Raw genomic sequence first — 23,023 nt, 5'->3', positions numbered from 1 at the left:
GGCCTAGCCGAACACGCCGGCGGTTTCTTGCATGCGTGTCGAGACTTCACCCAGGTGATGCAGGGTGTCGCCGAACTGCATCTCCAGCATGGTCAGGCGCTTGAAGTAATGGCTGGCGATGTATTCGTCCGTCACGCCAATGCCGCCATGCAACTGTATGCATTGCTGGCCCACAAAGCGCGCCGACTGCCCCAACTGCACCTTGGCTTGGCTCAGCGCACGGCGCCGCGCGGCCGCGGGCTCACCCAGCTTCAGGCTGGCGTAATAGCTCATGGAGCGGGCCAGCTCCAGCTGCATCTTCACATCGGCAATGCGGTGGCGCAGGGCTTGGAAGCTGGCCAGCGTGGTGCCGAACTGCTTGCGCGTGTTCATGTAATCGACGGTGATGGCGGTGAGCTTGCCCATCAGGCCCACACCCTCGGCGCAGAGCGCAGCAATGGCGATGTCCACCGCCTGCTCCAGCACCGCAAAGCCTTGCTCGCAGATCAAGGTGGCCGGGCAGGCTTGCAACTGCAGCTCGGCGGCCCGGGCACCGTCTTGTGTGGCATGGCCGCGCACGCTGCAGCCGGGTGCACCTTGGCGGACCAAGAACAGGCCAATGCCCTCAGTTGAGTCGGCGACGCCGCTGAGGCGGGCAGGCACGATGAAGGCGTCGGCCTCGTCGCCTGCTGGCACCACGCTCTTGCTGCCCGTGAGCAGCCACTGCTCGCCGCTGCGTTGCGCTTGCGTGCTGACATGGTGGAGGCGATAGCGCGCGGCGCGTTCTTGATGGGCCAGCACCACCAGGGCAGAGCCTTCGGCGATGCGGGGCAGCCACTCGGCCTGAACGTCGGCCGGGGCCGCTTGCAACAAGGCCGGTGCCACCAGCGCGCCTGCGGCAAAGGGGGCGTTGACCAAGCCAGTGCCCAGCTCTTCCATGACCACCATGGCTTCGACCGCGCCAAAGCCCATGCCGCCGTGCTCGCTGGGCACGGTGAGGCCGGTGAGCCCCAGGTCGGCCAGCTCTTGCCACACCACGCGGGTGAAGCCGCCGGCCTTGGCCAAGCCATGTCGGCGCTCAAAGCCAAAGCCCTTGTCCACCCAGCGTGCCACAGCGTCGCGCAGGGCCAGTTGATCGTCTGTGAAATCAAAGTCCATGAGTGTCTCCAGAGCCTCTTAACCCAGCACCGTCTGAGAGACGATGTTGCGTTGGACTTCGTTGCTGCCACCGTAAATGGTGGTTTTGCGCAGGTTGAAATAAGTGCTGGCCAAGGGCGCGCAGTGGTGGGCCGCACCGGGCCACAGGCCACCCAAAGCGGCATCGCCTTGCCACCCTGCCTCCATCGCTTCTTGAATAAAGGGCAGGGCATAGGGCCCAGCGGCCTGCATCATCAGCTCGGCATAGCGCTGTTGGATCTCGCTGCCGCGGATCTTGAGCAAGCCCGCCACATCCAGGCTTTGCTTGCCGCTGCGCTCGGCACTCAGCACGCGCAGCACCATCATCTCCAGGGCCACGATGTCCACTTCGAGCAGGGCGATCTGGTCGCGGAAGCGCGAGTCGTCCCACACGCCTTCTGCTTTGGCAATGCGCTTGAGCCGTTCCAACTCGCGCTTGGCCCGGTTCACGTCGGCGATATTGGTGCGCTCATGGGCCAACAAGTGCTTGGCGTAGGTCCAGCCTTTGTTTTCTTCACCGATGAGGTTGTTGGCTGGGACGCGCACGTTGTCGAAGAAGACTTCGTTCACCTCATGCTCACCGTCGAGCATGATGATGGGGCGCACCGTCACGCCGGGGCTCTTCATGTCGATCAGCAAAAAGGAGATGCCGGTTTGGGGCTTGCCTTCCGTGCTGGTGCGCACCAGGCAAAAAATCCAATCGCCGTATTGGCCCAGCGTGGTCCAGGTTTTTTGGCCGTTGACGATGTAGTGGTCGCCGTCGCGCTCTGCGCGGGTCTTGACCGAGGCCAGGTCAGAGCCTGAGCCGGGCTCGCTATAGCCCTGGCTCCACCACACATCGCCCGAGGCAATGCCGGGCAGAAAGCGCGCCTGCTGCTCTGGGCTGCCGAAGGTCATGATGACAGGGGCCACCATCACCGGCCCGAAGGGCACGATGCGGGGAGCACCGGCCAGCGCGCACTCTTCTTCAAAGAGGTGCTTCTGGATGGCGTTCCAACCCGGGCCACCAAAGGCTTGCGGCCAGGCATAGCCCAGCCAGCCTTTGCGCCCCAAGATGCGCGCCCAAGACTGCATGTCGTCTCGGCTGAGACGCAGTCCTTGGTGCACTTTGTGGCTGATGTCAGGCGGCAGATGAGCCGCGACCCACTCGCGAACCTCTTGGCGGAAGGCGAGCTCTTCGGGGGTGAATTGAAGGTCCATAGGGCTGTGGTTTTAGCATGCCTGCTGGCCTCAGCCTTGTCTCCGCAGCGACAAAAAAGGCGCCCGGAGGGCGCCTTAGGGGAAAGCACGGGGCGCCAGAAGGCGCCTGCGCCTTGGGGGTTCAGCGGCGCCAGCAGTCCTCTGTGGTGGGGTCAGCCTTGACGCTTGCGCCATCAAGCTTGCCGCGAAGGCCACTGCTACTGATCGCCAAGGTGCCGCAGGTGGCGTCGTCAGTGGCTTGGCCGCCCTGTGGGGTCGCAGACACGACAAAGGCATTTGCACTGATGGCCGCAAACTGGATTTGATAGTGCATGGTGCCTGTGGCGGGCGTTCGATCAAAACCCAAAGCAGTCAACCTTGCGTTGTTAATGCTCCCGTTCTCAAGATCTCGGTCATAGCGGTAGGTGGCGGCCTGGTTGCGCTCCATCCACATCGCGACCTGTTGCAGCATGGCCTTGGCTTCCGCTCGTCGGCTCTTTACCAGATAGCTGTTGAAGGACGGGAAAGCAACGGTTGCCAAGATGCCCACAATGGCTACCACGATCATCAATTCAATGAGCGTGAAGCCTTTCGGCCTCACGGCGCTGAGACGGGCTGTACTGCTGCGCATATCAATAGACTTCCCGCCAGGACATACGGCCTAGCTGTTTGGGGTTGGCGTGCTTGACGTTGTCCGGTTGGCCGGCTTTGGCGCCGACAGATCCGAAAGAGTTGGGTGCGCTGCGGTCTTGGCCCGCACTTGGAAGCACCAAGGACATGCTGCTTGACCCGGTAGAGCTGTCCAGCAAGATGGCCGGAGGGCCAAACTGACTGCCGCTGGTGGCCATGGCCGCAGGGATTTTTGTGCCATCCAACAGGTCTAAGGAATCGATCTTGCCGTCGCCATTGGTGTCAAAGGTAAAGCCTGTCGGCGCACCCGTGATCGGGCTGAGTTCGAACAACCAAGACTGAGCCACCTTACAGGCTGCTGCCGAGGTATCTGTCTTGCCGGGCTGCACCACGGGGTACATGACCAAGCCTGTGGGCTGCAGTTTAGTGGCCCCCACCAAATGCTCGGTCGCCCCCAAGGCCATGTACCAGCCTCGTTTGCCAGAGGCGTACTCGATCTTCTGCGCGCTCACCGTCCGGAAGTCAATGCCCGACGCACCGCGCTTAGTTTCGAATTGGTTCAAAACAAGGGTGTTCAGGCTGACGGTGGTTTTGTCGCCCTTGTCCAAGATGCCGTAAAGATACTGGATGGGCTTGCTGCCTATCAAGGCCTGAATGGGGCTGAAGTAGTGACCCGTGCCAAAGGTGACCTGCCAGCACTGGCGGAATTTGTCCGCCGCACAAGCGCCTTGCTCGGTATTGCGAACGGCCACGGGTACGCTGTAGATCGGCTGCTTGTCGATGGTCTGGAACAAACGCGTCACACGGTCTTGGTTCGGGCTGCCGGTCACGGAGATGTCAGAGAGGTCAAATCGCCACAGATTGCCCTGCTGGTCGCCGGCATAGGCCACATCGACATCGCCGTTGCCGTCGGTGTCAACGGGGCGAGGTGTTGAAAGCCCATTCTTGAAAGCCAAGCCCGGTTCCTTGGCGCCGTCTTTGAAGGCGCTTTGAACATCAATGCGACGCCAACGCGGCTGGTCAAAGGCGGGCGGTTGGTCGAGATAGAAGGCATAGAGAACCGGGCGACCCGTGCCGCTGGGCGACCCATCATCGGCGTCATCGCTGGAGGCACCATTGCCCACCAGCACGGCCCAGCGCTTGTAAAGGCCGTCTTTGACGCGGACGATTTGATGCGACCCCAGGGTTTCGTCATAGGCGGGCTGGCTGATGATGCGTCCCAAATCAGCGAGGTCATTGATACCTTCAGAGCGCGTGGTGTCACCCAGAGTCGAGTTGGTGTACTCAAAGAGAACGCCTTTCCCCTTGGTCGGGTCTGAACCAGAAATGTCAAGTGCAGTGATGGCACGTGCGCCTCGCCCATAGGTGATGACGGCCACTGGAGCCCATCCATCATTCCCTGTTCCATTGAGATCGGCGTGTCCGATCATGGGGATGGCGTCGACATAGTAGGGGTTGAGGTTGTTTTCGGCCAAGCTGCTGTCTGTCATCCGATTGGTGAGCTTGAGCATGACATCGGGGACAAAGGTCCAAGACTCCGTGAGCTTGCCCTTATCGAAGCTGAAGGCATGTATCGCACCGTCATTGCCACCCCAAAGGGCCAGGGGCGGAAGCTTCTTGCCGATCGTGTTCTCGCAGTACTTGGTGTAGTCCTTGAACAGGTTCTCAGGCAAAGAAGGCATGGTGCTGCGGTTCAGCACGACCGGGCCGGAGTTAACCACCGGGCCCAACAGGGCTGCCCGGGCTCGGAAAGGTCCGTCACTGCCGTAGTGGTAGCTGACGCGGTCATTGCCACGGTTGTCCTGCACACCCCGCCGGTTGGTATTGAGCGCTGCTTGCTGGGCTGGGCTGGCGGCGGCCAGACTCAACTTGTAAGGCGCCATGCTGCCCTCTGTCCCGCTGCCGGGTTTGGCTGAGAAGACAGGGCGGCTCAAGCTGGGCGACAAAATGTCTGTGGCCTCTTGCTTAGTGGCCCCATTGACATTGCCCGAACCATCCAAGTCGTAGGCCCAGAGGTCGCCAGTGAAGTTCTGCATGTCAAAGCGCCCCTGGAGAACCCGCGTGCGCCCATCCAGGCCCGCAATGCTGTCGTTCAGGATGGAGCGAGGAGAGGTCACCGCGCTGACGGCCGCATAACCCGTATTGGGCAAGCCCGGCATGAACACCATGGATGCGTCGAGCCAATCATCGATGATGCCGTCTAGATTCTCGAACTTGGCCAAGGTCACCTTGGTTTCTGCACTGATGGGGCAGCCTGGGTTCTGCGGAATCTTGGTTTCGTAGCAGAGCTGGATGGGGTCGCCCTTCCAGGTGACGTCCATGCCGACTTCTTGTGTGGTGGTCAGCCCGCCATTGCCCGTCATCTGAACGATGATCTTCAGACGTGGGTACTGTGCATACGGCACGGTGTTTTCGTCCGGTTGACCTTGGTCATTCAGGCCAATTCTTAAATCGTAAGCACCGACAGTGAAAAAGCGCACTGGCTTATAGAGCGGAGGCAACATCGCTCCGTTGGCATCTTGCAAAGTCACCTTGACAGACTTCAGGCCACCAGAGCCGCCCCACTTCAGAGAGGGAGAAATTCGGACTTTGTCCCATGCCGTGACGGTGGCTTGAGTCGCATCGCCCTTGTAATACTGAGCGGGCTCTACATCCATCAGTTTAGGCTTTTCAGCTTCGCTGCCATCGGTGCAGCCGCCACCCGTGTTCACATCAAACAATAGGGCACGAGCAGCATCCCCCAAATGCAAGACGCAGTTGGCGCGTGTGGGGTCCATATTGGTCGTGTAGCCCAGCGTACGAGCGTCGGTTCTCTTGGGGTAACCGGTACAGACGGCGTTGGTTCTGAAGTCGAAGCAGTTCACTCCGAAACCATTGGTTTGCCCCGTAATCAATCTGGTGCCGTCAATAGCCCCGGCGTTCCATGAGTAATGATAAGAGTTTCTGACGCCCGGGGTCCCGCCATTCCAGGTGGTTCGGGGGGCAAACGAGTTGTTCATGAAATACGTTTGCGCTTCGGCGCTGGTCTGAAAGCTCACACCCCCAATGGTGTAGCAATTCGTGCCGAACCCATCGCAAACCCCTTTGGGGGTTCCTGCGACGTCATTTTCTAGGATGGGCATCACCCCGCCAAATGGGCTGGAGTTGCCAGCGGTGCTCCAGCCTGCACATGCACCGCCAGTGGCCGCGTCATGGCAATAAACCTTATTGGCAATGGCGAAAAATACTTTATTGACTTGGTCGCCCTTGGGCCCAAACTTAGAAGAAACCGTGAAGGCGCCAATATTTGGATAGGTTCCACCGGAAATGTTGTAGTTGGTCCTACCGCAACTGGCTTTTGTCTTGATGTTGACGCAATGCAGATCCCCATTGGCTGCCAGGACAAAATACTTATCGCCAATTTGTTCGAGGGGCGCATGGTTACCACCCCAGTTTCCGGTGGTATAGGTTCCAAGCCGCAAAGAGCCGCACGACACCAAAGTATTGAGATTCACGCAGACCACATCAAGCTCGTTACCGCGCTGCCCGGAAACAAACAACTCTCCAGTTTCGTAGTTGATCGCCTCCATGGGGTTGTGGACCATGTAGTACGTCCTGTCGCCCGTACTCGCGGCCGTGCCGGCAAATTGAGCCAAGCCTAGGCCGGTTCCGTTGGAGGGGAAGCCAGCGCAAGTGCCACCGGTGGCGGCAACGCGGCAATTGAAATACTGATTGTTGGTATGGTGGTTCAGAACATAGAGGTTCTTACCGAAGGGGATGATGCGAAAGCCATCACCTGTGCCGGTGAAGTCCACTGTGGTGTTGACGACCCCAAAGTCCACCTTGACCATGGGCTCCATCTTCCACTTCACTTTGGTCACAGGGGTGCCAGTCGCCGGCTCGGTGGTGGTCCAGCCGCTGCCCTTCACAAACCATTCAAAGCTGACCTTGGGGGGTAGTACCAACTTGCCCCGAATCCACTTGAAGTCTCCTGAACCCGGTAGGCTGTTTTGAAAGCTGGTTTCACCGATGGCTTCAAAAGGAGACCCAATGCGGGACTGAATATAGGTGATCCACTTGACATCATCCTCAGGGGTGATGCTGTAGGTACTGTTCAGCGTGGGGGATGTGGCAGGGCCAATAACCTGACCCCGCATCGCCAGTGTGCTGCCTGTCTGGATGGGCGCTGCTTGGCTTTGAGCAACGCTCCACATGATGGTGCTGACGCCCATCACCGCAATCAGCGCCACAGTCAACTTACGAGCCATCTTGCTCAGGGGCACAGCCATCAGTCGAGAGCTTACTTGCATGGTCGGTATACCTCTTGAAGATCAACCACGGTGGCCAGGGTTGCGCCATAGCCACGTGCGGTGATTCGGAACAGGGGGGAGGGTTCGTTGGTGGCCGCCAACTGCGCGTCCAGCACATCAATGTGATAGCGGGGCAGGGCTATGACCCCGACAACAGCGGTGGCTCTTGTCTTCGTGCCAAGGGTCACAGCACAGTTGCCCGTGGTGCAGGGGTTGGAGTTCCAATCTATATCTGCAGGTCTTGCTGCGGGCGTGCGCCCGAGCAGTCTCATGCCTGGCTCGTCTTGAGTGGGCATCATGGCTGAGCAGGTCGGTGCCAGCGAAAGGCAGTAGCTGTTCACCAATGGCTCAGACGCGTCTGTTGTCTGTATCAACTGGCCGGTTGCGGTATCCCAGACTTGGCAGGTGATGTCGGCTTCAGCGTCCCTCAGCGCCGCTTCTGCGGCCTGGCGAGCCAGCGCTAAATCACGCTCATTTCTGGATGTTCGGAACTGACCCACGACGCTGTTGGTTTGCGAAAGCGCGAGCAAGGCCAGCAGCAGTGCGAGCACCACCACCGTCCAAAGGGCAACGCCTTGCTGGCCTTGCCGTTTGAATCGAAGGGCCGGGTGCGAGGGTTTGGGCCTGAAGCTCATGGCATGACGGTGGCACTGCGAGAGCCACTGCGCAAATTGATGGTGGTGCGATGGGCGCGGCGAATGCGGCCGTCGTTCGCATTGGCGGCGTTGCCCGAACAATCCACATTGAAGACGTTGGTGCCCGCGCTGCCTGCCGCCGAGCTGCCCGGCTCACCGACAGCCAGCACACAGACCTGCACAGCGACTACAGAAGCCCAACCATTCACCATCGAGTTCACTTCGCTGGCCAGCACGAACCGTGATATGGCACTGGCCGATGTTGAGCTGGCCTGCGAGGTGGCATACAAAACCTGAAACTGTTCTATGTCTGCGGCAACTTGGACAGCCCTACTGGGGTCGCCGTTGCCAATGCACATCAGGCGGCGTTCGGCAGTGTCAAGGTAGTACCGGTTGATGACCAAGTCACCCGCAGGGTTGGCTGTAGCGCTTTGGCCTGTGCGTGTGCCGCGCCCGCCGCAGTCGGTCTGGAAGCCGCGGTTGGCATTGAAGGTCTCCGCCAGGCTGGGTGCGACCCAGCCTTCAGGTGTTGAGAGGACCTGATAGGCCACGGTGAGTGACGATACAGTGCTGTTGACGTCTGGGGCGCACGCAAAGTCCAACAGTGTGGTGGGTGTTTTGAAGGCTCCGCTGCAACCCTTGATGGAGTACAGGCCAGGAAAGTTCCCTGCAGAGTCCAGTGCAAGCAGGCTGCCGTCGCCGGAATTAGGCGCGCCCACTTGCCCATCGGCGGAGGTCAAGACGCTCCACTGTCCGTCTCTTTCCATCAAGTCGACATGACCAGCGGCCCGAATCTGCTGTGCAATATAGCTGGTGAAACTCTGTCCCCCATCGCTGACGGTGGCTGCGCCGCGCATGGACCGAGCCAGTTGTGATGAGGCCAAAAAGGTAGAGAGTGCTGCGCCAGCCAGCAAGAGGCCCAAGAGCATGGCGACCATCAACTCGACGAGGGTCATGCCTCGGGAGGTGGCCAACTTGGTCATGGCTTGAGCGTGAGGAAGGCTTGACCGACGGTTGATCACAGCCGCACCTCCATGCGATAGCACCTCACCGTATCCGGAGGCGCAAAATTTGTGCCACAGTCGTCTGGGCCGCGCGGCGGTAATGCTTGCCCGTTTGTTTTGTTGTAGTCGAGTGCCGGCTCAATCCATCCCACGATGATGGTTCGCACGTTGCTGTTGCCTCGTCTCTCGATTCGCCCTACGCCGCCGGGAAGGTTGGTTTGAAGCTGAACGCGCCAACTTGCCAGGTCATAGGCTGCAGCAGCTGCCGCATTCCCACAAGATGGAAGATTGAGGGGTGCTGCCCCTGGTGCGGTGAATAAGCCGCCGCAAGCCGGCGCCGTGACTGCGCCAGAGCCGGAAGCATAGGTTTGATCCAAGATGTAGTTGTCGATGGCCGCTGGGCTGGACCGAATTCGTTCGGCCATGTCAGAGGCCAAACTGGCCGCCCGGCCCATGAAAAGCGCCGAGCGTTCCTCTTTGGCTGTTTTTGCGAGCAGCAAGGCGGTGCCCAGGAAGCTCATCGACAACACCATCATGGCGGCCAGAATTTCGAAGAGGGCCAGGCCCGTCTGGTGCCTCTTGGAGTGCAGGGGCAGTCTCATGGCACACATCCTTTTCCAGGGGTGCAGTCGGCCTGGGCCAAGGAGCGTGCACGACCGGCACGCCCTAACATCACATAGCGCTTATTGCTCATTTTTTCGTCACTGAATCGAAAGGTCCGCGCGCTAGTGGTCAATCCGATGGTGGAGCCCTGAGGGTCCATAGCGATAGGTCCGCCCTTGGGCTCTTCCGTGGCAATGAGGGTGGTGCGGTTATCTAGGTTGGAGCGCACCTGAATAACCTCTTCGCCGCTGTCTACTGTGCGGTCGTCATCCGTGTCTTGAAACATCACCCAACCAGAATTCCAGTTGGCGGCACCGGCTTGGCAGCCGCCGGACACACTACGTGGGCAGAGCACCACCACTTGCCGGCGGCGCTGGGCTTCGCTGCGGGCCAGCGATACCGTGTCTGCAAACTCAGACGCCAGCGAGCTCTGTCGCATGTCTACCAGCGGGTTGACAAAGTCTGCGAGCGCGATCGTCGTCAAGATGGCCATCACCGCGATGGTGGTCATCAATTCGATCAGGGTGAAACCCTTGGGGTGAGAGGACAGTGCCACGGGCGGTCTCGCTCGGTTGAAGGAGAGGGTGAATGCAGTTCGGCGCATAACTGATGCTGCTTAAGGCAGCATCCGATGGCGAATTTTCTGGCTTAAACCTGCTCTCATCGCCGTTTGGGCACAAAAACTCCCTGTAAGTGCGCCATTTTGAGGGGTTTGGGTGCTGGCGCCGTTCCGTTGCCGATGAGCGGCACCACCGAGTCGATGGGCGGAGGAAGATTTCTAGGCTCTCTGCCAGTCTCAGGCCGCTGCCGCCAAGCCGTTTTGAAAATGGGCCTGCATCAGGCGACCTGCCGCTTGCGCGTCACGGGCGGCTAAAGCGGCCATCAAGGCGCGGTGCTCGGCCAAGCTCTCGGCCAAGCGCCCTTGTTTGAACAGCGAGTGGTGCCGATTGAGTTTCATGACCTTGCGCAGGTCGTCCACGATCTGTTGGCGCCAGCGGTTGCCCGCTAAGTCCAGCAGGCGGCGGTGGAACTGCTCGTTGATGCGGAAAAACTCATCCCGTTGGGTGGCGCTGGCCTCCAGTTGGGCATGCAGACCCTGCAACTCGGCCAAGCCCTCAGGTGTGGCGGTGCTTGCCACCTCGGCGGCGGCGTCGCTTTCCAGCAAGCCCAGCAGGCGATAAACCTGTTGCACGTCGATGCCGGACATCTCCGTCACATAAGCGCCGCGCCGCACTTTCATGGTGACCAAGCCTTCCACGGCCAGCACCTTCAGGGCTTCTCGCAGCGGGGTGCGGCTGATGCCGTACTCGCCGCAGAGCTTTTGCTCGTCGATCCAACTGCCGGGCTCCAGGGTGCGGGCAAAGATTTGCTCGCGCAGCCGCTCCGCTACCTGTTGGTAGAGGGCGCGGGGGGCAAGGGAGGTGTCGGCTTCGGCGGGCACGGCGTGAGGCTGTCAGATCATTGTCAAGTTTGAATTCATAATTATGCATCATGTATCATTCACGGCAAGCTGCAAAAAGGCCGTCGCACACCGCCTGCCGCACACAGCCCGCCGTTCAAGCGCCCACGCTCCCCTTGGGCGACCAGGAGTCTTCATGTCCCAATCCAACGAGTTCAATCCCGCCAACCTTGAGCAATGGGCCAAGGCGGCCGCCAAGTCGGCGCCAGGCGGCGACCTCCAGGCCTTGAACTGGCAAACGCCTGAAGGCATCAGCGTCAAGCCGCTCTACACCGCTGAAGACACGGCCGCGCTGCCCTACACCAACACGCTGCCGGGGCTAGAGCCCTTCATCCGCGGCCCGCAAGCGACCATGTATGCGGTGCGGCCGTGGACCATCCGCCAGTACGCAGGGTTCTCCACCGCCGAAGAGTCCAACGCCTTCTACCGCAAGGCCTTGGCGGCAGGCGGGCAGGGCGTGTCCGTGGCGTTTGACCTGGCCACTCACCGGGGCTATGACTCCGACCACCCCCGCGTCACGGGCGATGTGGGCAAGGCCGGTGTGGCGATTGACTCGGTCGAGGACATGAAGGTCTTGTTCAACGAGATCCCGCTGGACAAGGTGTCGGTCTCGATGACCATGAACGGCGCGGTCTTGCCTGTGCTGGCCGGCTATGTGGTGGCCGCCGAAGAGCAGGGCGTGTCGCAAGACAAGCTCTCCGGAACCATTCAGAACGACATTCTGAAAGAGTTCATGGTGCGCAACACCTATATCTACCCGCCTGAGCCGTCGATGAAGATCATCGGCGACATCATCGAGTACACGAGCCAGAACATGCCTAAGTTCAACTCGATCTCGATCTCGGGCTATCACATGCAAGAGGCGGGCGCCAACCAAGCGCTGGAGTTGGCCTTTACCCTGGCAGACGGCAAAGAGTATGTGAAGACAGCCATTGCCAAGGGCATGGACGTGGACGACTTCGCCGGTCGGCTCTCCTTCTTCTGGGCCATTGGCATGAACTTCTATCTGGAGATCGCCAAGATGCGCGCCGCGCGCCTCTTGTGGTGCCGGATCATGAAGGGCTTCAACGCCAAGAACCCCAAGAGCCTGATGCTGCGCACCCACTGCCAAACGTCCGGCTGGAGCCTGACCGAGCAGGACCCCTACAACAATGTGGTGCGCACCACCGTCGAAGCCATGGCTGCCGTCTTCGGTGGCACGCAGTCGCTGCACACCAACTCCTTTGACGAGGCTATCGCGCTGCCCACCGAGTTCTCGGCCCGCATTGCCCGCAACACCCAGCTCATCATCCAAGAAGAGACCCACATCACCAATGTGGTGGACCCGTGGGCCGGCTCTTACATGATGGAGTCTCTGACCCAAGAAATGGCCGACAAAGCCTGGGCCATCATCGAAGAAGTTGAAGCCATGGGCGGCATGACCAAGGCCGTGGACAGCGGCTGGGCCAAGCTCAAGATCGAAGCCAGTGCCGCCGAGAAGCAGGCTCGCATCGACTCGGGCAAGGACGTCATCGTGGGCGTCAACAAGTACAAGCTCAAGACGGAAGACCTGATCGAAGCCCGCGACATCGACAACGTGGCGGTGCGCGACGGTCAGATCGCTCGCCTGCAAGCCATCAAGGCCAGCCGCGATGGCGCCGCCGTGCAAGCCGCGCTGAACGCGCTGACGGCAGCCGCCGAAAGCGGCCAAGGCAATCTGCTGGACTTGGCCATCAAGGCCATTCGCCTGCGCGCCACCGTCGGTGAGGTGAGCGACGCGCTGGAGAAGGTGTATGGTCGCCACCGTGCCGACATTCAAAAGGTGACCGGTGTGTACGCAGCTGCTTATGACTCTGCCGAAGGCTGGGACAAGCTCAAGGACGAAATCAGCGCCTTTGCTGAACAAGCAGGCCGCCGCCCTCGGGTGATGATTGCCAAGCTGGGCCAAGACGGCCATGACCGCGGCGCCAAAGTGGTGGCCACGGCCTTTGCCGACCTGGGCTTTGACGTGGACATGGGCCCCTTGTTCCAAACGCCCGAAGAATGCGCCCGCCAGGCCATTGAGAACGACGTGCATGCGGTGGGCATCTCCACCTTGGCTGCAGGCCACAAAACCTTGGTGCCGGCCATCATTGCCGAGCTGAAGAAGCAAGGTGCTGACGACATCATCGTGTTTGTGGGCGGCGTCATTCCGCGCCAAGACTACGACCAGCTTTACGAGGCAGGGGTCAAGGGCATTTACGGGCCCGGCACCCCCATTCCGGCCAGCGCCAAAGACGTGCTGGAGCAGATCCGACTGGCGCAATCTGCGGCCTGACGCCAAGCTGCCGCCATGGTCTACCACGAGCGCGTCGTTGAAGGCCTGAGCCTAGCCCCGGCCGGCGAGGGCGACTTTGAAGCCCTGCTGGCCCTGCGCATGGCCGCCATGCGCGAGAGCCTGGAAAAGGTCGGGCGCTTTGACCCGCAGCGCGCGCGCGAGCGCTTATCGCGCGGCTACTTGCCGGCCTATACCCGCCACATTTTGCTCAAGGGCGAGTTGGTGGGCTTTGTGGTGGTGGTGGTGCCGCGCGAGCACGACTGGCTGCTGGATCACCTCTACATTCACCCCAGCGCCCAAGGCCAAGGCATCGGCTCGGGCGTGTTGGCCCAGGTGCTGCGCGAGGCCGATGCGCAGCGCAAGGCGGTCAGCGTGACGGCGCTCAAGCACTCAGACGCCAACCGCTTCTACCTGCGCCATGGCTTTGTGCTGCAGGCCGAGGGCGAGTGGGATTTGTATTACTTACGCTCCGCACGCGGTCGTGCCGACGGGGTAGGCGCGTGAAGCACCTCAACCCGGATCAAGTCCATCAGGCCTTGCTGCTGCAGGCTGATGCACAGGCCCGCCAAGACGGCCGTGAACTGCGTGAGGCGGAAATGGCCTTGATGCAGGACGTGATCGGCGGCGAACCCGCGCGACAACGTCGGGCCATGGCCAAGACCATCACGTTGCTGGAGTCGACCCGCGCCGACCATCGCCTGCACGCTGATGCACTGCTCAATGCCTTGCTGCCCGCGACAGGCGACAGCTTTCGTTTGGGCATCAGCGGTGTGCCCGGCGTGGGCAAGAGCACCTTCATTGAAGCGCTGGGCCTGCACCTGATCAGCCTGGGCCATCGTGTGGCGGTGCTGGCGGTGGACCCTTCGTCCAGCGTGTCCGGCGGCTCCATCTTGGGCGACAAAACCCGCATGGAGCAACTCTCGGTGCACCCGCAAGCCTACATCCGCCCCAGCCCGAGCAGCGGCACTTTGGGCGGCGTGGCCGAGCGCACCCGCGAGGCCATGCTGGTCTGCGAGGCCGCCGGCTATGACGTGGTGATTGTGGAGACCGTGGGCGTGGGCCAGAGCGAGACGGCGGTGCAGGGCATGACCGATATGTTCTGCCTGCTGCAACTGCCCAACGCCGGCGATGACCTGCAGGCCATCAAAAAAGGCGTGATGGAGCTGGCCGACTTGGTGGTGATCAACAAGGCCGACTTAGATGAAAACGCCGCCACCCGGGCCCGCGCCCAGATCAGCTCGGCGCTGCGCTTGTTTGGCATGCATGGGCATCCAGATCACCTTCACCATGATCAAAGCGTGTGGCACCCGACGGTGATCCAAATGAGCGCCCTGAAAAACCAAGGCGTCGACGCCTTCTGGGCGACGGTGTCCGATTTCCGAGACCTGCAATCCCGCAGCGGCCGATTGGCTGCGCGCCGCCGCGCCCAGGATGAAGCCTGGATGTGGGAGCGCATCGACGCTGGTCTCAAAGCCCGATTCAAAGCCCACCCCGCCGTGCGCGAACAGATTGGCCGAGTGGCCGACGATGTGCGCAAGGGCGTGGTGGCCGCGTCCGTGGCCGCTCGGCGGCTGCTGGACCTGTTTCATTGATGTTGATGGTTAGATAGACGATCCTGAGGAGCCCTTATGCACGATATCCAGCAGATGCTCGAAGAAAAGCGCGCCAAAGCCCGCTTGGGTGGTGGCGAGAAGCGCATCGCCGCACAACACAAAAAGGGCAAGCTCACGGCACGTGAGCGCCTGGAGTTGCTCTTTGATGAGGGCACCTTTGAAGAGTGGGACATGTTTGTCGAGCATCGCTGCGTCGACTTCGGCATGGCCGACACCAAGATCCCGGGCGATGGCGTGGTCACCGGCTACGGCATGATCAACGGCCGCTTGGCCTTTGCCTTCAGCCAAGACTTCACCGTCTTTGGCGGCGCCTTGTCGGAGTCGCATGCCGAGAAAATCTGCAAGGTCATGGACCAGGCCATGAAGGTCGGCGCCCCCGTCATCGGCCTGAACGACTCGGGTGGCGCGCGCATTCAAGAAGGCGTGGCTTCTTTGGGCGGCTATGCCGAGGTCTTCCAGCGCAATGTGATGGCCTCGGGCGTGATCCCGCAGATCAGCATGATCATGGGCCCCTGCGCCGGTGGCGCGGTGTACAGCCCGTCCATGACCGACTTCATCTTCATGGTCAAGGACAGCTCCTACATGTTCGTGACCGGCCCGGAAGTGGTCAAGACGGTGACGCATGAGGACGTGACGGCTGAAGAGCTGGGCGGCGCTTCCACCCACACCAGCAAGAGCGGTGTGGCTGACCTGGCCTTTGAAAATGATGTCGAAGCGCTGTTGATGCTGCGCCGCTTCTTCAACTACCTGCCGTTGAACAACCGCGAGAAGCCACCGGTGCGCCCAAGCGGCGACGCGGCCAGCCGCCTGGATTACTCGCTGGACACCTTGGTGCCCGACAACGCGAACAAGCCTTATGACATCAAAGAGTTGATCTTGAAGGTGGTGGACGACGGCGACTTTTTTGAGTTGCAGCCCGACTATGCCGCCAACATCGTGATCGGCATGGCCCGCATGGAAGGCCAGACGGTGGGCATCGTGGCCAACAACCCGTTGGTGTTGGCCGGCTGCTTGGACATCAAGAGCAGCATCAAGGCAGCGCGCTTTGTGCGCTTCTGTGACGCTTTCAACATCCCTGTCATCACTTTCGTCGACGTGCCCGGCTTCATGCCCGGCACCAGCCAGGAGTACGGCGGCATCATCAAGCACGGCGCCAAGCTGCTGTATGCCTATGCCGAGTGCACGGTGCCCAAGGTCACGGTGATCACCCGCAAGGCTTATGGCGGCGCGTATGACGTGATGGCTTCTAAGCACTTGCGGGGCGACGTCAACTTTGCTTGGCCTAACGCTGAAATTGCGGTGATGGGTGCTAAGGGCGCGGTTGAGATCATCTTTCGCGAAGACAAGGGTGACCCAGAGAAGCTGGCGGCCAAGGAAGCCGAATACAAAGCCCGTTTTGCCAACCCCTTTGTGGCGGGGGCGCGCGGCTTCATTGACGACGTGATCCAGCCGCATGAGACCCGCAAGCGCATTTGCCGCTCGCTGCTGATGCTCAAGGACAAGAAGCTGGACAACCCGTGGCGCAAGCACGGGAACATCCCGTTGTAATTTGCGTGATGGGTGACATGTCTTACGTATGCGCTGGAACGGACCGTACGGGCGCTTTGCTCCGTGTCCCCCGCGCTTCGCGCTCCTCCTTTACCTGCGCAAAGCACCCGCACGGCCCGTTCCTGGGGCGCTCAGGTTGCGGCGCGGGCAGGGTGCGCGGCATCGGGCCGGGTGGGCACTTTGCTTCGTGTCCCCCGCGCTTCGCGCTCCTCCTTTACCTTCGCAAAGCACCCACCCGGCCCGATGCCGATTCGGTGCGTGGGTCGACTGAGCTGCAAGTTCACCTCGCTGAGCACGTGGCTGTTGGGACCGTGACGCACCACCGAGTCAGCCGTGGATGTGGTGGGCCTGGCGCAGCGAAGTTAAGGAGGAGCCGACCGCAGGTCGGCGGGGGACATGAGCGGAGGCAGGCCCGCCGCAGCCATGGCGTGCGCAAGCCACTGTGAACCTGAGCAAGCAACACGACCGAACCACACTGAAAGTCACTCCCATTTAGGAGACCGAGATGTTCAAGAAAATTCTGATTGCTAATCGTGGCGAAATCGCCTGCCGCGTCATCAAGACCGCCAAGAAGATGGGCATTGCCACGGTGGCGGTGTACTCCGAGGCGGACAAAGACGCGCGCCATGTGGCGCTGGCCGATGAGGCTGTGCTGTTGGGCCCGGCGCCCTCGCGCGAGTCCTACTTGGTGGCCGACAAGATCATCGCCGCCTGTAAGGCGACCGGTGCCCAAGCCGTGCATCCGGGCTACGGCTTTTTGTCTGAGAACGAAGGCTTTGCCAAGCGCTGCGAAGAAGAAGGCATTGCCTTCATTGGCCCCAAGCACTACAGCATTGCGGCCATGGGCGACAAGATTGCGTCCAAGAAGCTGGCCAATCAAGCCCAGGTCAACACCATTCCGGGCTACAACGATGCCATCGATACGCCTGAACAGGCGGTCGAGATTGCCAAGGGCATTGGCTACCCGGTGATGATCAAGGCGTCCGCCGGTGGTGGTGGCAAGGGCCTGCGCGTGGCCTTCAATGACAAAGAGGCTTTTGAAGGCTTTTCGTCCTGCCGCAACGAAGCGCGCAACAGCTTTGGCGATGACCGCGTCTTCATCGAGAAATACGTGCTGGAGCCGCGCCACATCGAGATCCAAGTGCTGGGCGACAGCCACGGCAATGTGGTCTACCTGCATGAGCGCGAGTGCTCCATCCAGCGCCGCCACCAGAAGGTGATCGAAGAGGCGCCATCGCCCTTCATCTCTGAGGCCACCCGCAAGGCCATGGGCGAGCAGGCCGTGGCCTTGGCCAAGGCCGTGAAGTACCAGTCTGCCGGCACGGTGGAGTTTGTGGTCGGCAAAGACCAGGACTTCTACTTCCTGGAGATGAACACCCGCCTGCAGGTGGAGCACCCGGTGACCGAGTGCATCACCGGGCTGGACCTGGTGGAGCAGATGATCCGCGTGGCAGCCGGCGAAAAGCTGGCCTTTGGGCAGGCTGATCTCAAGCGTGAAGGTTGGGCCATTGAGTGCCGCATCAATGCGGAAGATCCGTTCCGCAACTTCCTGCCGTCGACTGGCCGCTTGGTGCGCTACCAACCGCCAGCGCAGCAGTTGGAGCAGTCGGTCCAGACGCTGCAAGGCGCGGCCTATTCGGATGGCAAATTCGGTGGCGTGCGGGTGGACACCGGTGTCTACGAGGGCGGCGAGATCCCGATGTTCTACGACTCGATGATCGCTAAGCTCATCGTGCACGGCAAGGACCGCAATGACGCCATCGCCAAGATGCGCGAAGCGCTCAATGGCTTTGTGATCCGCGGCATCAGCAGCAACATCCCCTTCCAGGCCGCGTTGCTGGCGCACCCAAAGTTTGTCACCGGCGCCTTCAACACCGGCTTCATTGCCGAGCACTATGCCAACGGCTTCAAGGCCGAAGATGTGCCCCATGATGACCCTCTGTTCTTGGTGGCCCTGGCCGCTTTTGTGCGCCGCAAGGCGCGCGAGCGTGCGGCGCGCATCAGTGGCCAGTTGCCGGGCCACGGCGTGCAAAACGGGCCGGACTTGGTGGTGGTGCAACTGGGTGCTGAAGGCCAGCACACCCATCATGAAGTGAAGGTGCCGGTGTTTGACAACGCCCGTGGTGCCGCAGACATTCTGGTGGGCGGCAAGACCTATGCCATCCAGAGCCAAACCAAGCTGGGCGAGTTGCTGATGACGGGCACCGTCAATGGCAAGGCCTTCAGCGCCCAAGTGGACCGCGTGGCGGGCAAGAACCCCTTGGCGCTGCGCGTGATCCATAACGGCACGCAGCTGGATGCGCTGGTGCTGCTGCCGCGTGCTGCAGAGCTGTTCAAGCTCATGCCCTACAAAGCGCCGCCGGATCTCTCTAAGTTCTTGCTGTCTCCCATGCCCGGCTTGCTGGTGGATGTGGCTGTGACGGTGGGGCAGAAGGTCTTGGCGGGCGAGAAGCTGGCCGTCATTGAGGCCATGAAGATGGAAAACATCTTGGTGGCCACGCAAGACTGCGCGGTCAAAGAAGTGCGCGCCAGCAAGGGCGAAAGCCTGAGCGTCGACCAAGCCATCTTGGCTTTTGAATAGGCTGTGGGGACATTGACATGAGCAAACCCTTCAAGATTCTCGGCATCCAACAGATCGCCATTGGTGGCCCCAGCAAAGACAAGCTCAAGAGCCTGTGGGTGGACATGCTGGGCCTGACCGTGAAGAGCACCTTTGTCTCGGAGCGCGAGAACGTCGACGAAGACATCTGCGCACTGGGCAGCGGCCCCACGGCGGTGGAAGTGGACCTGATGCAGCCGCTGGACCCCGAGAAAAAGCCAGCGGTACACACCACGCCGCTGAACCACGTGGGCCTGTGGGTGGACGACCTGCCCAAAGCCGTGGAGTGGATGACGGCCAATGGTGTCCGTTTTGCCCCAGGTGGTATCCGCAAGGGCGCCGCAGGCTTCGATATCTGCTTCATCCACCCCAAAGGTAACGACGAATTTCCGGTTGGTGGTGAGGGGGTGCTGATTGAGTTGGTGCAGGCACCCCCTGACGTGATTGCTGCATTAGGCTGAATTTGCACAGCGGCCATGCTGCCATGACAGTGCAGCGTCAGGCATTCGCAGTGCAATGAGGGCTGTCGTTGCGGTCCTCGCATCCTTCGCACTGCTCCAGGAGACAAAACATGACGAATTACGCTGACTTCCATCGCCGCTCCATCCAAGATCGCGATGGCTTTTGGACCGAGCAGGCTGCGCTCATCGACTGGCACAAGCCTTTTGAGCAGGTGTGTGATTACAGCAAGCCCCCGTTTGCGACCTGGTTCAAGGGCGGCGAGACGAACCTGTGCCACAACGCGGTGGACCGCCATCTGAAGGATCGCGCTGACCAAAACGCGCTGATCTTTGTCTCGACCGAGACCAACACCGAGAAGGCCTATTCCTTCCGTGAACTGCATGCCGAAGTGCAGCGCATGGCCGCCATCTTGCAGGCGCAAGGCGTGGTCAAGGGTGACCGCGTGTTGATCTACATGCCCATGATTGCCGAGGCTGCATTTGCCATGCTGGCCTGCGTGCGCATCGGGGCCATCCACTCGGTGGTGTTCGGTGGCTTTGCCAGCCACTCCTTGGCCAGCCGCATTGACGATGCGCAGCCCAAGCTCATCATCAGTGCAGACGCCGGTATGCGCGGCGGCAAGGTGGTGCCCTACAAGCATTTGCTGGACGAGGCCATCAGCCTCTCCAGCCACAAGCCTGCCAAGGTGCTGATGGTGAACCGTGGCTTGGCCGACCTGGCCCCGGTGGCTGGGCGCGATGTGGACTACGCGGCCGCGCGCGCTGAGGTTATGGACACCGTCGTGCCCTGCGAATGGGTGGCCAGCGACCATCCCAGCTACATCCTCTACACCTCGGGCACCACGGGTAAGCCCAAGGGTGTGCAGCGCGACACAGCGGGCTACACCGTGGCACTGGCCGCGTCCATGAAGCACATCTACATGGGCAACCCCGGCGAGGCCTATTTCTCCACCAGCGACATCGGCTGGGTGGTGGGCCACAGTTACATCATCTATGGCCCGCTGATCAACGGCATGGCCACCATCATGTATGAAGGCCTGCCCACACGGCCTGACGCCGGTGTTTGGTGGAGTTTGGTCGAGAAGTACAAGGTCTCGGTGATGTTCTCGGCACCCACGGCGGCCCGCGTGCTCAAGAAGCAAGACCCGGCTTACCTGACCAAGTACGACCTGTCGTCATTGAAGGCCCTGTTCTTGGCGGGCGAGCCGCTAGATGAGCCCACCGCCTCATGGATCGGTGGCGCGCTGAACAAGCCCATCATCGACAACTACTGGCAGACCGAAACCGGCTGGCCCATCATGGCCATCTGCAACGGCGTCGAGAAAGCGCCGACCAAGTTCGGGTCGCCCGGCAAGGCGGTGTATGGCTATGACGTCAAGCTCATCGACGAGAACACCGGCGCAGAGATCACCGAGCCCAATCAGAAGGGCGTGATCGCTGTGGAAGGCCCGCTGCCTCCGGGTTGCTTGCAAACCGTGTGGGGCGATGATGCGCGTTATGTGAAGACCTATTGGTCCAGCATTCCGGGCAAGGTCATGTACAGCACTTTCGACTGGGGCGTGAAGGATGCCGATGGCTACTTCTACATCCTGGGTCGCACGGATGACGTGATCAACGTGGCAGGTCACCGCCTGGGTACCCGCGAGATCGAAGAAAGCATCTCCAGCCACGCCAATGTGGCCGAGGTGGCGGTGGTCGGTGTGGCGGATCAACTCAAGGGCCAGGTCGCGGTGGCCTTTGCGGTGCTGAAAGATCCGTCGCAGGCCGACACACCTGAAGCTGCCATGAGGCTGGAAGGCGCCATCATGAAGGTGGTGGACGGCCAACTCGGTGCGGTGGCCCGCCCGGCCCGCGTGCGCTTTGTGAGCGTGCTGCCCAAGACCCGCTCCGGCAAGCTGCTGCGCCGTGCCATTCAAGCCGTGTGCGAAGGCCGTGACCCTGGCGACCTGACCACCATGGAAGACCCTGCTGCACTGCAGCAAGTCAAGGACTCAGTCGCCCGTTGATCTGGGCTTTGGGTCGATCAAGCCGCCTTCCCTGCCGGGTTGGCGGTTTTTTTACGAGTCAAGAGGCCTTGGTTTTCGCATCGTGAGATGCGGGGCTAAAAAAATGAAATTCGGACAGGTGCACGAAAGCAAAATCCGGCATCGTCTTGAGTTGGCCGCGCGAGACACGTGGCCTGTATCACTTCACATTCACAAGCCGGAGCAAAAGTCATGAGCGACAAGCAGCCCACCATCATCTACACCCTGACCGATGAGGCGCCGCTGCTGGCGACCCATGCCTTCTTGCCCATCGTGCGGACGTTTGCGGGTGCGGCAGGTGTGAACGTGGAAACCAGCGACATCTCGGTCGCGGCGCGCATCTTGGGCCAGTTCCCGGAGTGCCTGAGCGAAGAGCAGAGTGTGCCGGACAACCTGGCTGAGTTGGGTAAGCTGACCCTCAAGGCCGATGCCAACATCATCAAGCTGCCCAATATCAGCGCCTCTGTGTCGCAATTGATGGCCGCCATCAAAGAACTCCAAGGCAAGGGCTACGCGATTCCTGACTATCCGGAATCGCCCAAGGACGACAAAGAGAAGGACATTCGCGCGCGCTACAACAAGTGCATTGGCAGCGCCGTGAACCCCGTGCTGCGTGAAGGTAACTCGGACCGCCGTGCCCCCAAGGCCGTGAAGGAATACGCCCGCAAGAACCCACACAGCATGGCCGAGTGGAGCCAAGCTTCGCGCTCGCACGTGTCGCACATGCACGCGGGCGACTTCTATCACGGCGAAAAGTCCATGACCTTGGACCGCGCCCGTGACGTGAAGATGGAGTTGATCACCAAGAGCGGCAAGACCATTGTCTTGAAGTCCAAGGTGTCGCTGCTGGACCGAGAAGTCATCGACAGCATGTTCATGAGCAAGAAGGCCTTGCTGGACTTCTACGAGAAAGAGATTGAAGACGCACGCAAGACCGGCGTGATGTTCTCTCTGCACGTCAAGGCGACGATGATGAAGGTCTCGCACCCCATCGTGTTCGGCCACTGCGTCAAGATCTTCTACAAGGACGCGTTCGAGAAGCACGCAGCGACCTTCAAGGAGCTGGGCATCAATGTCAACAACGGCATGGTGGATCTCTACAACAAGATCGCCGCGCTGCCGCAAAGCAAGCAAGAAGAGATCAAGCGGGATCTCCACGCCTGCCATGAGCACCGCCCTGAGTTGGCGATGGTGGACTCGGCCAAGGGCATCACCAACTTCCACTCGCCCAATGATGTGATCGTGGATGCCTCGATGCCGGCCATGATCCGCAATGGCGGCAAGATGTGGGACGCGAACGGCCGACTCAAGGATGTCAAGGCCGTGATGCCTGAGTCCACCTTTGCCCGCATCTACCAGGAGATGATCAACTTCTGCAAGTGGCATGGCGCTTTTGACCCCCGCACCATGGGCACCGTGCCCAATGTGGGCTTGATGGCCCAGCAGGCTGAAGAATACGGCTCGCACGACAAGACCTTCGAGATCCCTGAAGACGGCGTGGCCAACATCACCGACATCAATACCGGTG

Annotated in this window: 17 protein-coding genes; 8 read left to right on the top strand and 9 right to left on the bottom strand. The window is 60.9% G+C overall.

What is annotated here, in order from left to right; genetic code table 11:
• Positions 1 to 3 precede the first annotated feature (3 nt).
• The 9 genes from ACIQ3Q_RS14240 to ACIQ3Q_RS14200 all read right to left on the bottom strand — a co-directional run bounded on the left by ACIQ3Q_RS14240 (position 4) and on the right by ACIQ3Q_RS14200 (position 10,936).
• Positions 4 to 1,137 carry an acyl-CoA dehydrogenase family protein gene (locus ACIQ3Q_RS14240; protein WP_396269786.1) on the bottom strand — a complete coding sequence of 378 codons (1,134 nt, stop codon included), beginning with the start codon at positions 1,135 to 1,137 and terminating at the stop codon, positions 4 to 6.
• A gap of 18 nt (positions 1,138 to 1,155) precedes the next feature.
• Positions 1,156 to 2,355 (bottom strand): acyl-CoA dehydrogenase family protein, encoded by a 1,200-nt coding sequence (locus ACIQ3Q_RS14235; protein ID WP_396269785.1) that lies wholly within the window; start codon positions 2,353 to 2,355, stop codon positions 1,156 to 1,158.
• A gap of 121 nt (positions 2,356 to 2,476) precedes the next feature.
• Positions 2,477 to 2,965, bottom strand: coding sequence for a type IV pilin protein (locus ACIQ3Q_RS14230; protein WP_396269784.1), 489 nt, complete (start codon positions 2,963 to 2,965; stop codon positions 2,477 to 2,479).
• A gap of 1 nt (position 2,966) precedes the next feature.
• Entirely contained in the window at positions 2,967 to 7,253 is a 4,287-nt protein-coding gene (locus ACIQ3Q_RS14225) for a pilus assembly protein (protein WP_396269783.1), read from the bottom strand.
• Positions 7,244 to 7,888, bottom strand: a complete 645-nt coding sequence (locus tag ACIQ3Q_RS14220) for a pilus assembly protein (protein WP_396269782.1) — start codon at positions 7,886 to 7,888, stop codon at positions 7,244 to 7,246. The genes ACIQ3Q_RS14225 and ACIQ3Q_RS14220 overlap by 10 nt, the downstream gene beginning before the upstream one ends.
• On the bottom strand, positions 7,885 to 8,871 hold the full coding sequence (locus ACIQ3Q_RS14215) for a PilW family protein (protein ID WP_396269780.1): 987 nt from the start codon (positions 8,869 to 8,871) through the stop codon (positions 7,885 to 7,887). Before ACIQ3Q_RS14215 ends, ACIQ3Q_RS14220 begins: the two co-directional genes overlap by 4 nt.
• 35 nt (positions 8,872 to 8,906) lie before the next feature.
• Entirely contained in the window at positions 8,907 to 9,494 is a 588-nt protein-coding gene (pilV, locus tag ACIQ3Q_RS14210; RefSeq protein WP_396269779.1) for a type IV pilus modification protein PilV, read from the bottom strand.
• Positions 9,491 to 10,051, bottom strand: a complete 561-nt coding sequence (locus tag ACIQ3Q_RS14205) for a GspH/FimT family pseudopilin (protein ID WP_396269778.1) — start codon at positions 10,049 to 10,051, stop codon at positions 9,491 to 9,493. Before ACIQ3Q_RS14205 ends, pilV begins: the two co-directional genes overlap by 4 nt.
• Before the next feature lie 240 nt (positions 10,052 to 10,291).
• Complete coding sequence (locus ACIQ3Q_RS14200; protein WP_396269777.1) at positions 10,292 to 10,936, bottom strand: GntR family transcriptional regulator; 645 nt, start codon at positions 10,934 to 10,936, stop codon at positions 10,292 to 10,294.
• Between the two features lie 154 nt (positions 10,937 to 11,090).
• On the opposite strand from ACIQ3Q_RS14200, the gene scpA reads away from it, so the two are divergent.
• From scpA to ACIQ3Q_RS14160, 8 genes are all read left to right on the top strand, one after another.
• Positions 11,091 to 13,250 (top strand): methylmalonyl-CoA mutase, encoded by a 2,160-nt coding sequence (gene scpA, locus ACIQ3Q_RS14195; protein ID WP_396269776.1) that lies wholly within the window; start codon positions 11,091 to 11,093, stop codon positions 13,248 to 13,250.
• A gap of 15 nt (positions 13,251 to 13,265) precedes the next feature.
• The gene (locus tag ACIQ3Q_RS14190) at positions 13,266 to 13,754 is read left to right on the top strand and encodes a GNAT family N-acetyltransferase (RefSeq protein WP_396269775.1); all 489 of its coding nucleotides are present in this window, start codon (positions 13,266 to 13,268) and stop codon (positions 13,752 to 13,754) included.
• A gap of 101 nt (positions 13,755 to 13,855) precedes the next feature.
• Complete coding sequence (meaB, locus tag ACIQ3Q_RS14185; RefSeq protein ID WP_396269816.1) at positions 13,856 to 14,842, top strand: methylmalonyl Co-A mutase-associated GTPase MeaB; 987 nt, start codon at positions 13,856 to 13,858, stop codon at positions 14,840 to 14,842.
• Between the two features lie 36 nt (positions 14,843 to 14,878).
• Positions 14,879 to 16,411: an acyl-CoA carboxylase subunit beta gene (locus tag ACIQ3Q_RS14180; protein ID WP_210809151.1), complete on the top strand. Its 1,533-nt coding sequence runs from the start codon at positions 14,879 to 14,881 to the stop codon at positions 16,409 to 16,411.
• A gap of 505 nt (positions 16,412 to 16,916) precedes the next feature.
• Complete coding sequence (locus tag ACIQ3Q_RS14175) at positions 16,917 to 18,992, top strand: acetyl-CoA carboxylase biotin carboxylase subunit (RefSeq protein ID WP_396269774.1); 2,076 nt, start codon at positions 16,917 to 16,919, stop codon at positions 18,990 to 18,992.
• A gap of 17 nt (positions 18,993 to 19,009) precedes the next feature.
• On the top strand, positions 19,010 to 19,471 hold the full coding sequence (locus ACIQ3Q_RS14170; RefSeq protein ID WP_396269773.1) for a VOC family protein: 462 nt from the start codon (positions 19,010 to 19,012) through the stop codon (positions 19,469 to 19,471).
• A gap of 110 nt (positions 19,472 to 19,581) precedes the next feature.
• Positions 19,582 to 21,477 (top strand): propionate--CoA ligase, encoded by a 1,896-nt coding sequence (locus tag ACIQ3Q_RS14165; protein WP_396269772.1) that lies wholly within the window; start codon positions 19,582 to 19,584, stop codon positions 21,475 to 21,477.
• A 210-nt stretch (positions 21,478 to 21,687) separates the two neighbouring features.
• Positions 21,688 to 23,023, top strand: a 1,336-nt coding sequence (locus tag ACIQ3Q_RS14160; protein ID WP_396269771.1) for an NADP-dependent isocitrate dehydrogenase, incomplete at its 3' end; no start/stop codon positions are given.

Source organism: Ideonella sp., from assembly GCF_044358605.1.
GTDB lineage: Bacteria > Pseudomonadota > Gammaproteobacteria > Burkholderiales > Burkholderiaceae_C > Ideonella.
The sequence above is the reverse complement of the archived record's forward strand: the minus strand, read 5'-3'. Positions and strand labels throughout refer to the sequence as shown.

Bases quoted from the DNA above. Each gene is read 5' to 3' on its own strand.
- ACIQ3Q_RS14240 (WP_396269786.1), bottom strand. From the start codon at position 1,137: ATGGACTTTGATTTCACAGACGATCAACTGGCCCTGCGCGACGCTGTG.
- ACIQ3Q_RS14235 (WP_396269785.1), bottom strand. From the start codon at position 2,355: ATGGACCTTCAATTCACCCCCGAAGAGCTCGCCTTCCGCCAAGAGGTT.
- ACIQ3Q_RS14230 (WP_396269784.1), bottom strand. From the start codon at position 2,965: ATGCGCAGCAGTACAGCCCGTCTCAGCGCCGTGAGGCCGAAAGGCTTC.
- ACIQ3Q_RS14225 (WP_396269783.1), bottom strand. From the start codon at position 7,253: ATGCAAGTAAGCTCTCGACTGATGGCTGTGCCCCTGAGCAAGATGGCT.
- ACIQ3Q_RS14220 (WP_396269782.1), bottom strand. From the start codon at position 7,888: ATGAGCTTCAGGCCCAAACCCTCGCACCCGGCCCTTCGATTCAAACGG.
- ACIQ3Q_RS14215 (WP_396269780.1), bottom strand. From the start codon at position 8,871: ATGACCAAGTTGGCCACCTCCCGAGGCATGACCCTCGTCGAGTTGATG.
- pilV (WP_396269779.1), bottom strand. From the start codon at position 9,494: ATGAGACTGCCCCTGCACTCCAAGAGGCACCAGACGGGCCTGGCCCTC.
- scpA (WP_396269776.1), top strand. From the start codon at position 11,091: ATGTCCCAATCCAACGAGTTCAATCCCGCCAACCTTGAGCAATGGGCC.
- ACIQ3Q_RS14190 (WP_396269775.1), top strand. From the start codon at position 13,266: ATGGTCTACCACGAGCGCGTCGTTGAAGGCCTGAGCCTAGCCCCGGCC.
- meaB (WP_396269816.1), top strand. From the start codon at position 13,856: ATGCAGGACGTGATCGGCGGCGAACCCGCGCGACAACGTCGGGCCATG.
- ACIQ3Q_RS14180 (WP_210809151.1), top strand. From the start codon at position 14,879: ATGCACGATATCCAGCAGATGCTCGAAGAAAAGCGCGCCAAAGCCCGC.
- ACIQ3Q_RS14175 (WP_396269774.1), top strand. From the start codon at position 16,917: ATGTTCAAGAAAATTCTGATTGCTAATCGTGGCGAAATCGCCTGCCGC.
- ACIQ3Q_RS14170 (WP_396269773.1), top strand. From the start codon at position 19,010: ATGAGCAAACCCTTCAAGATTCTCGGCATCCAACAGATCGCCATTGGT.
- ACIQ3Q_RS14165 (WP_396269772.1), top strand. From the start codon at position 19,582: ATGACGAATTACGCTGACTTCCATCGCCGCTCCATCCAAGATCGCGAT.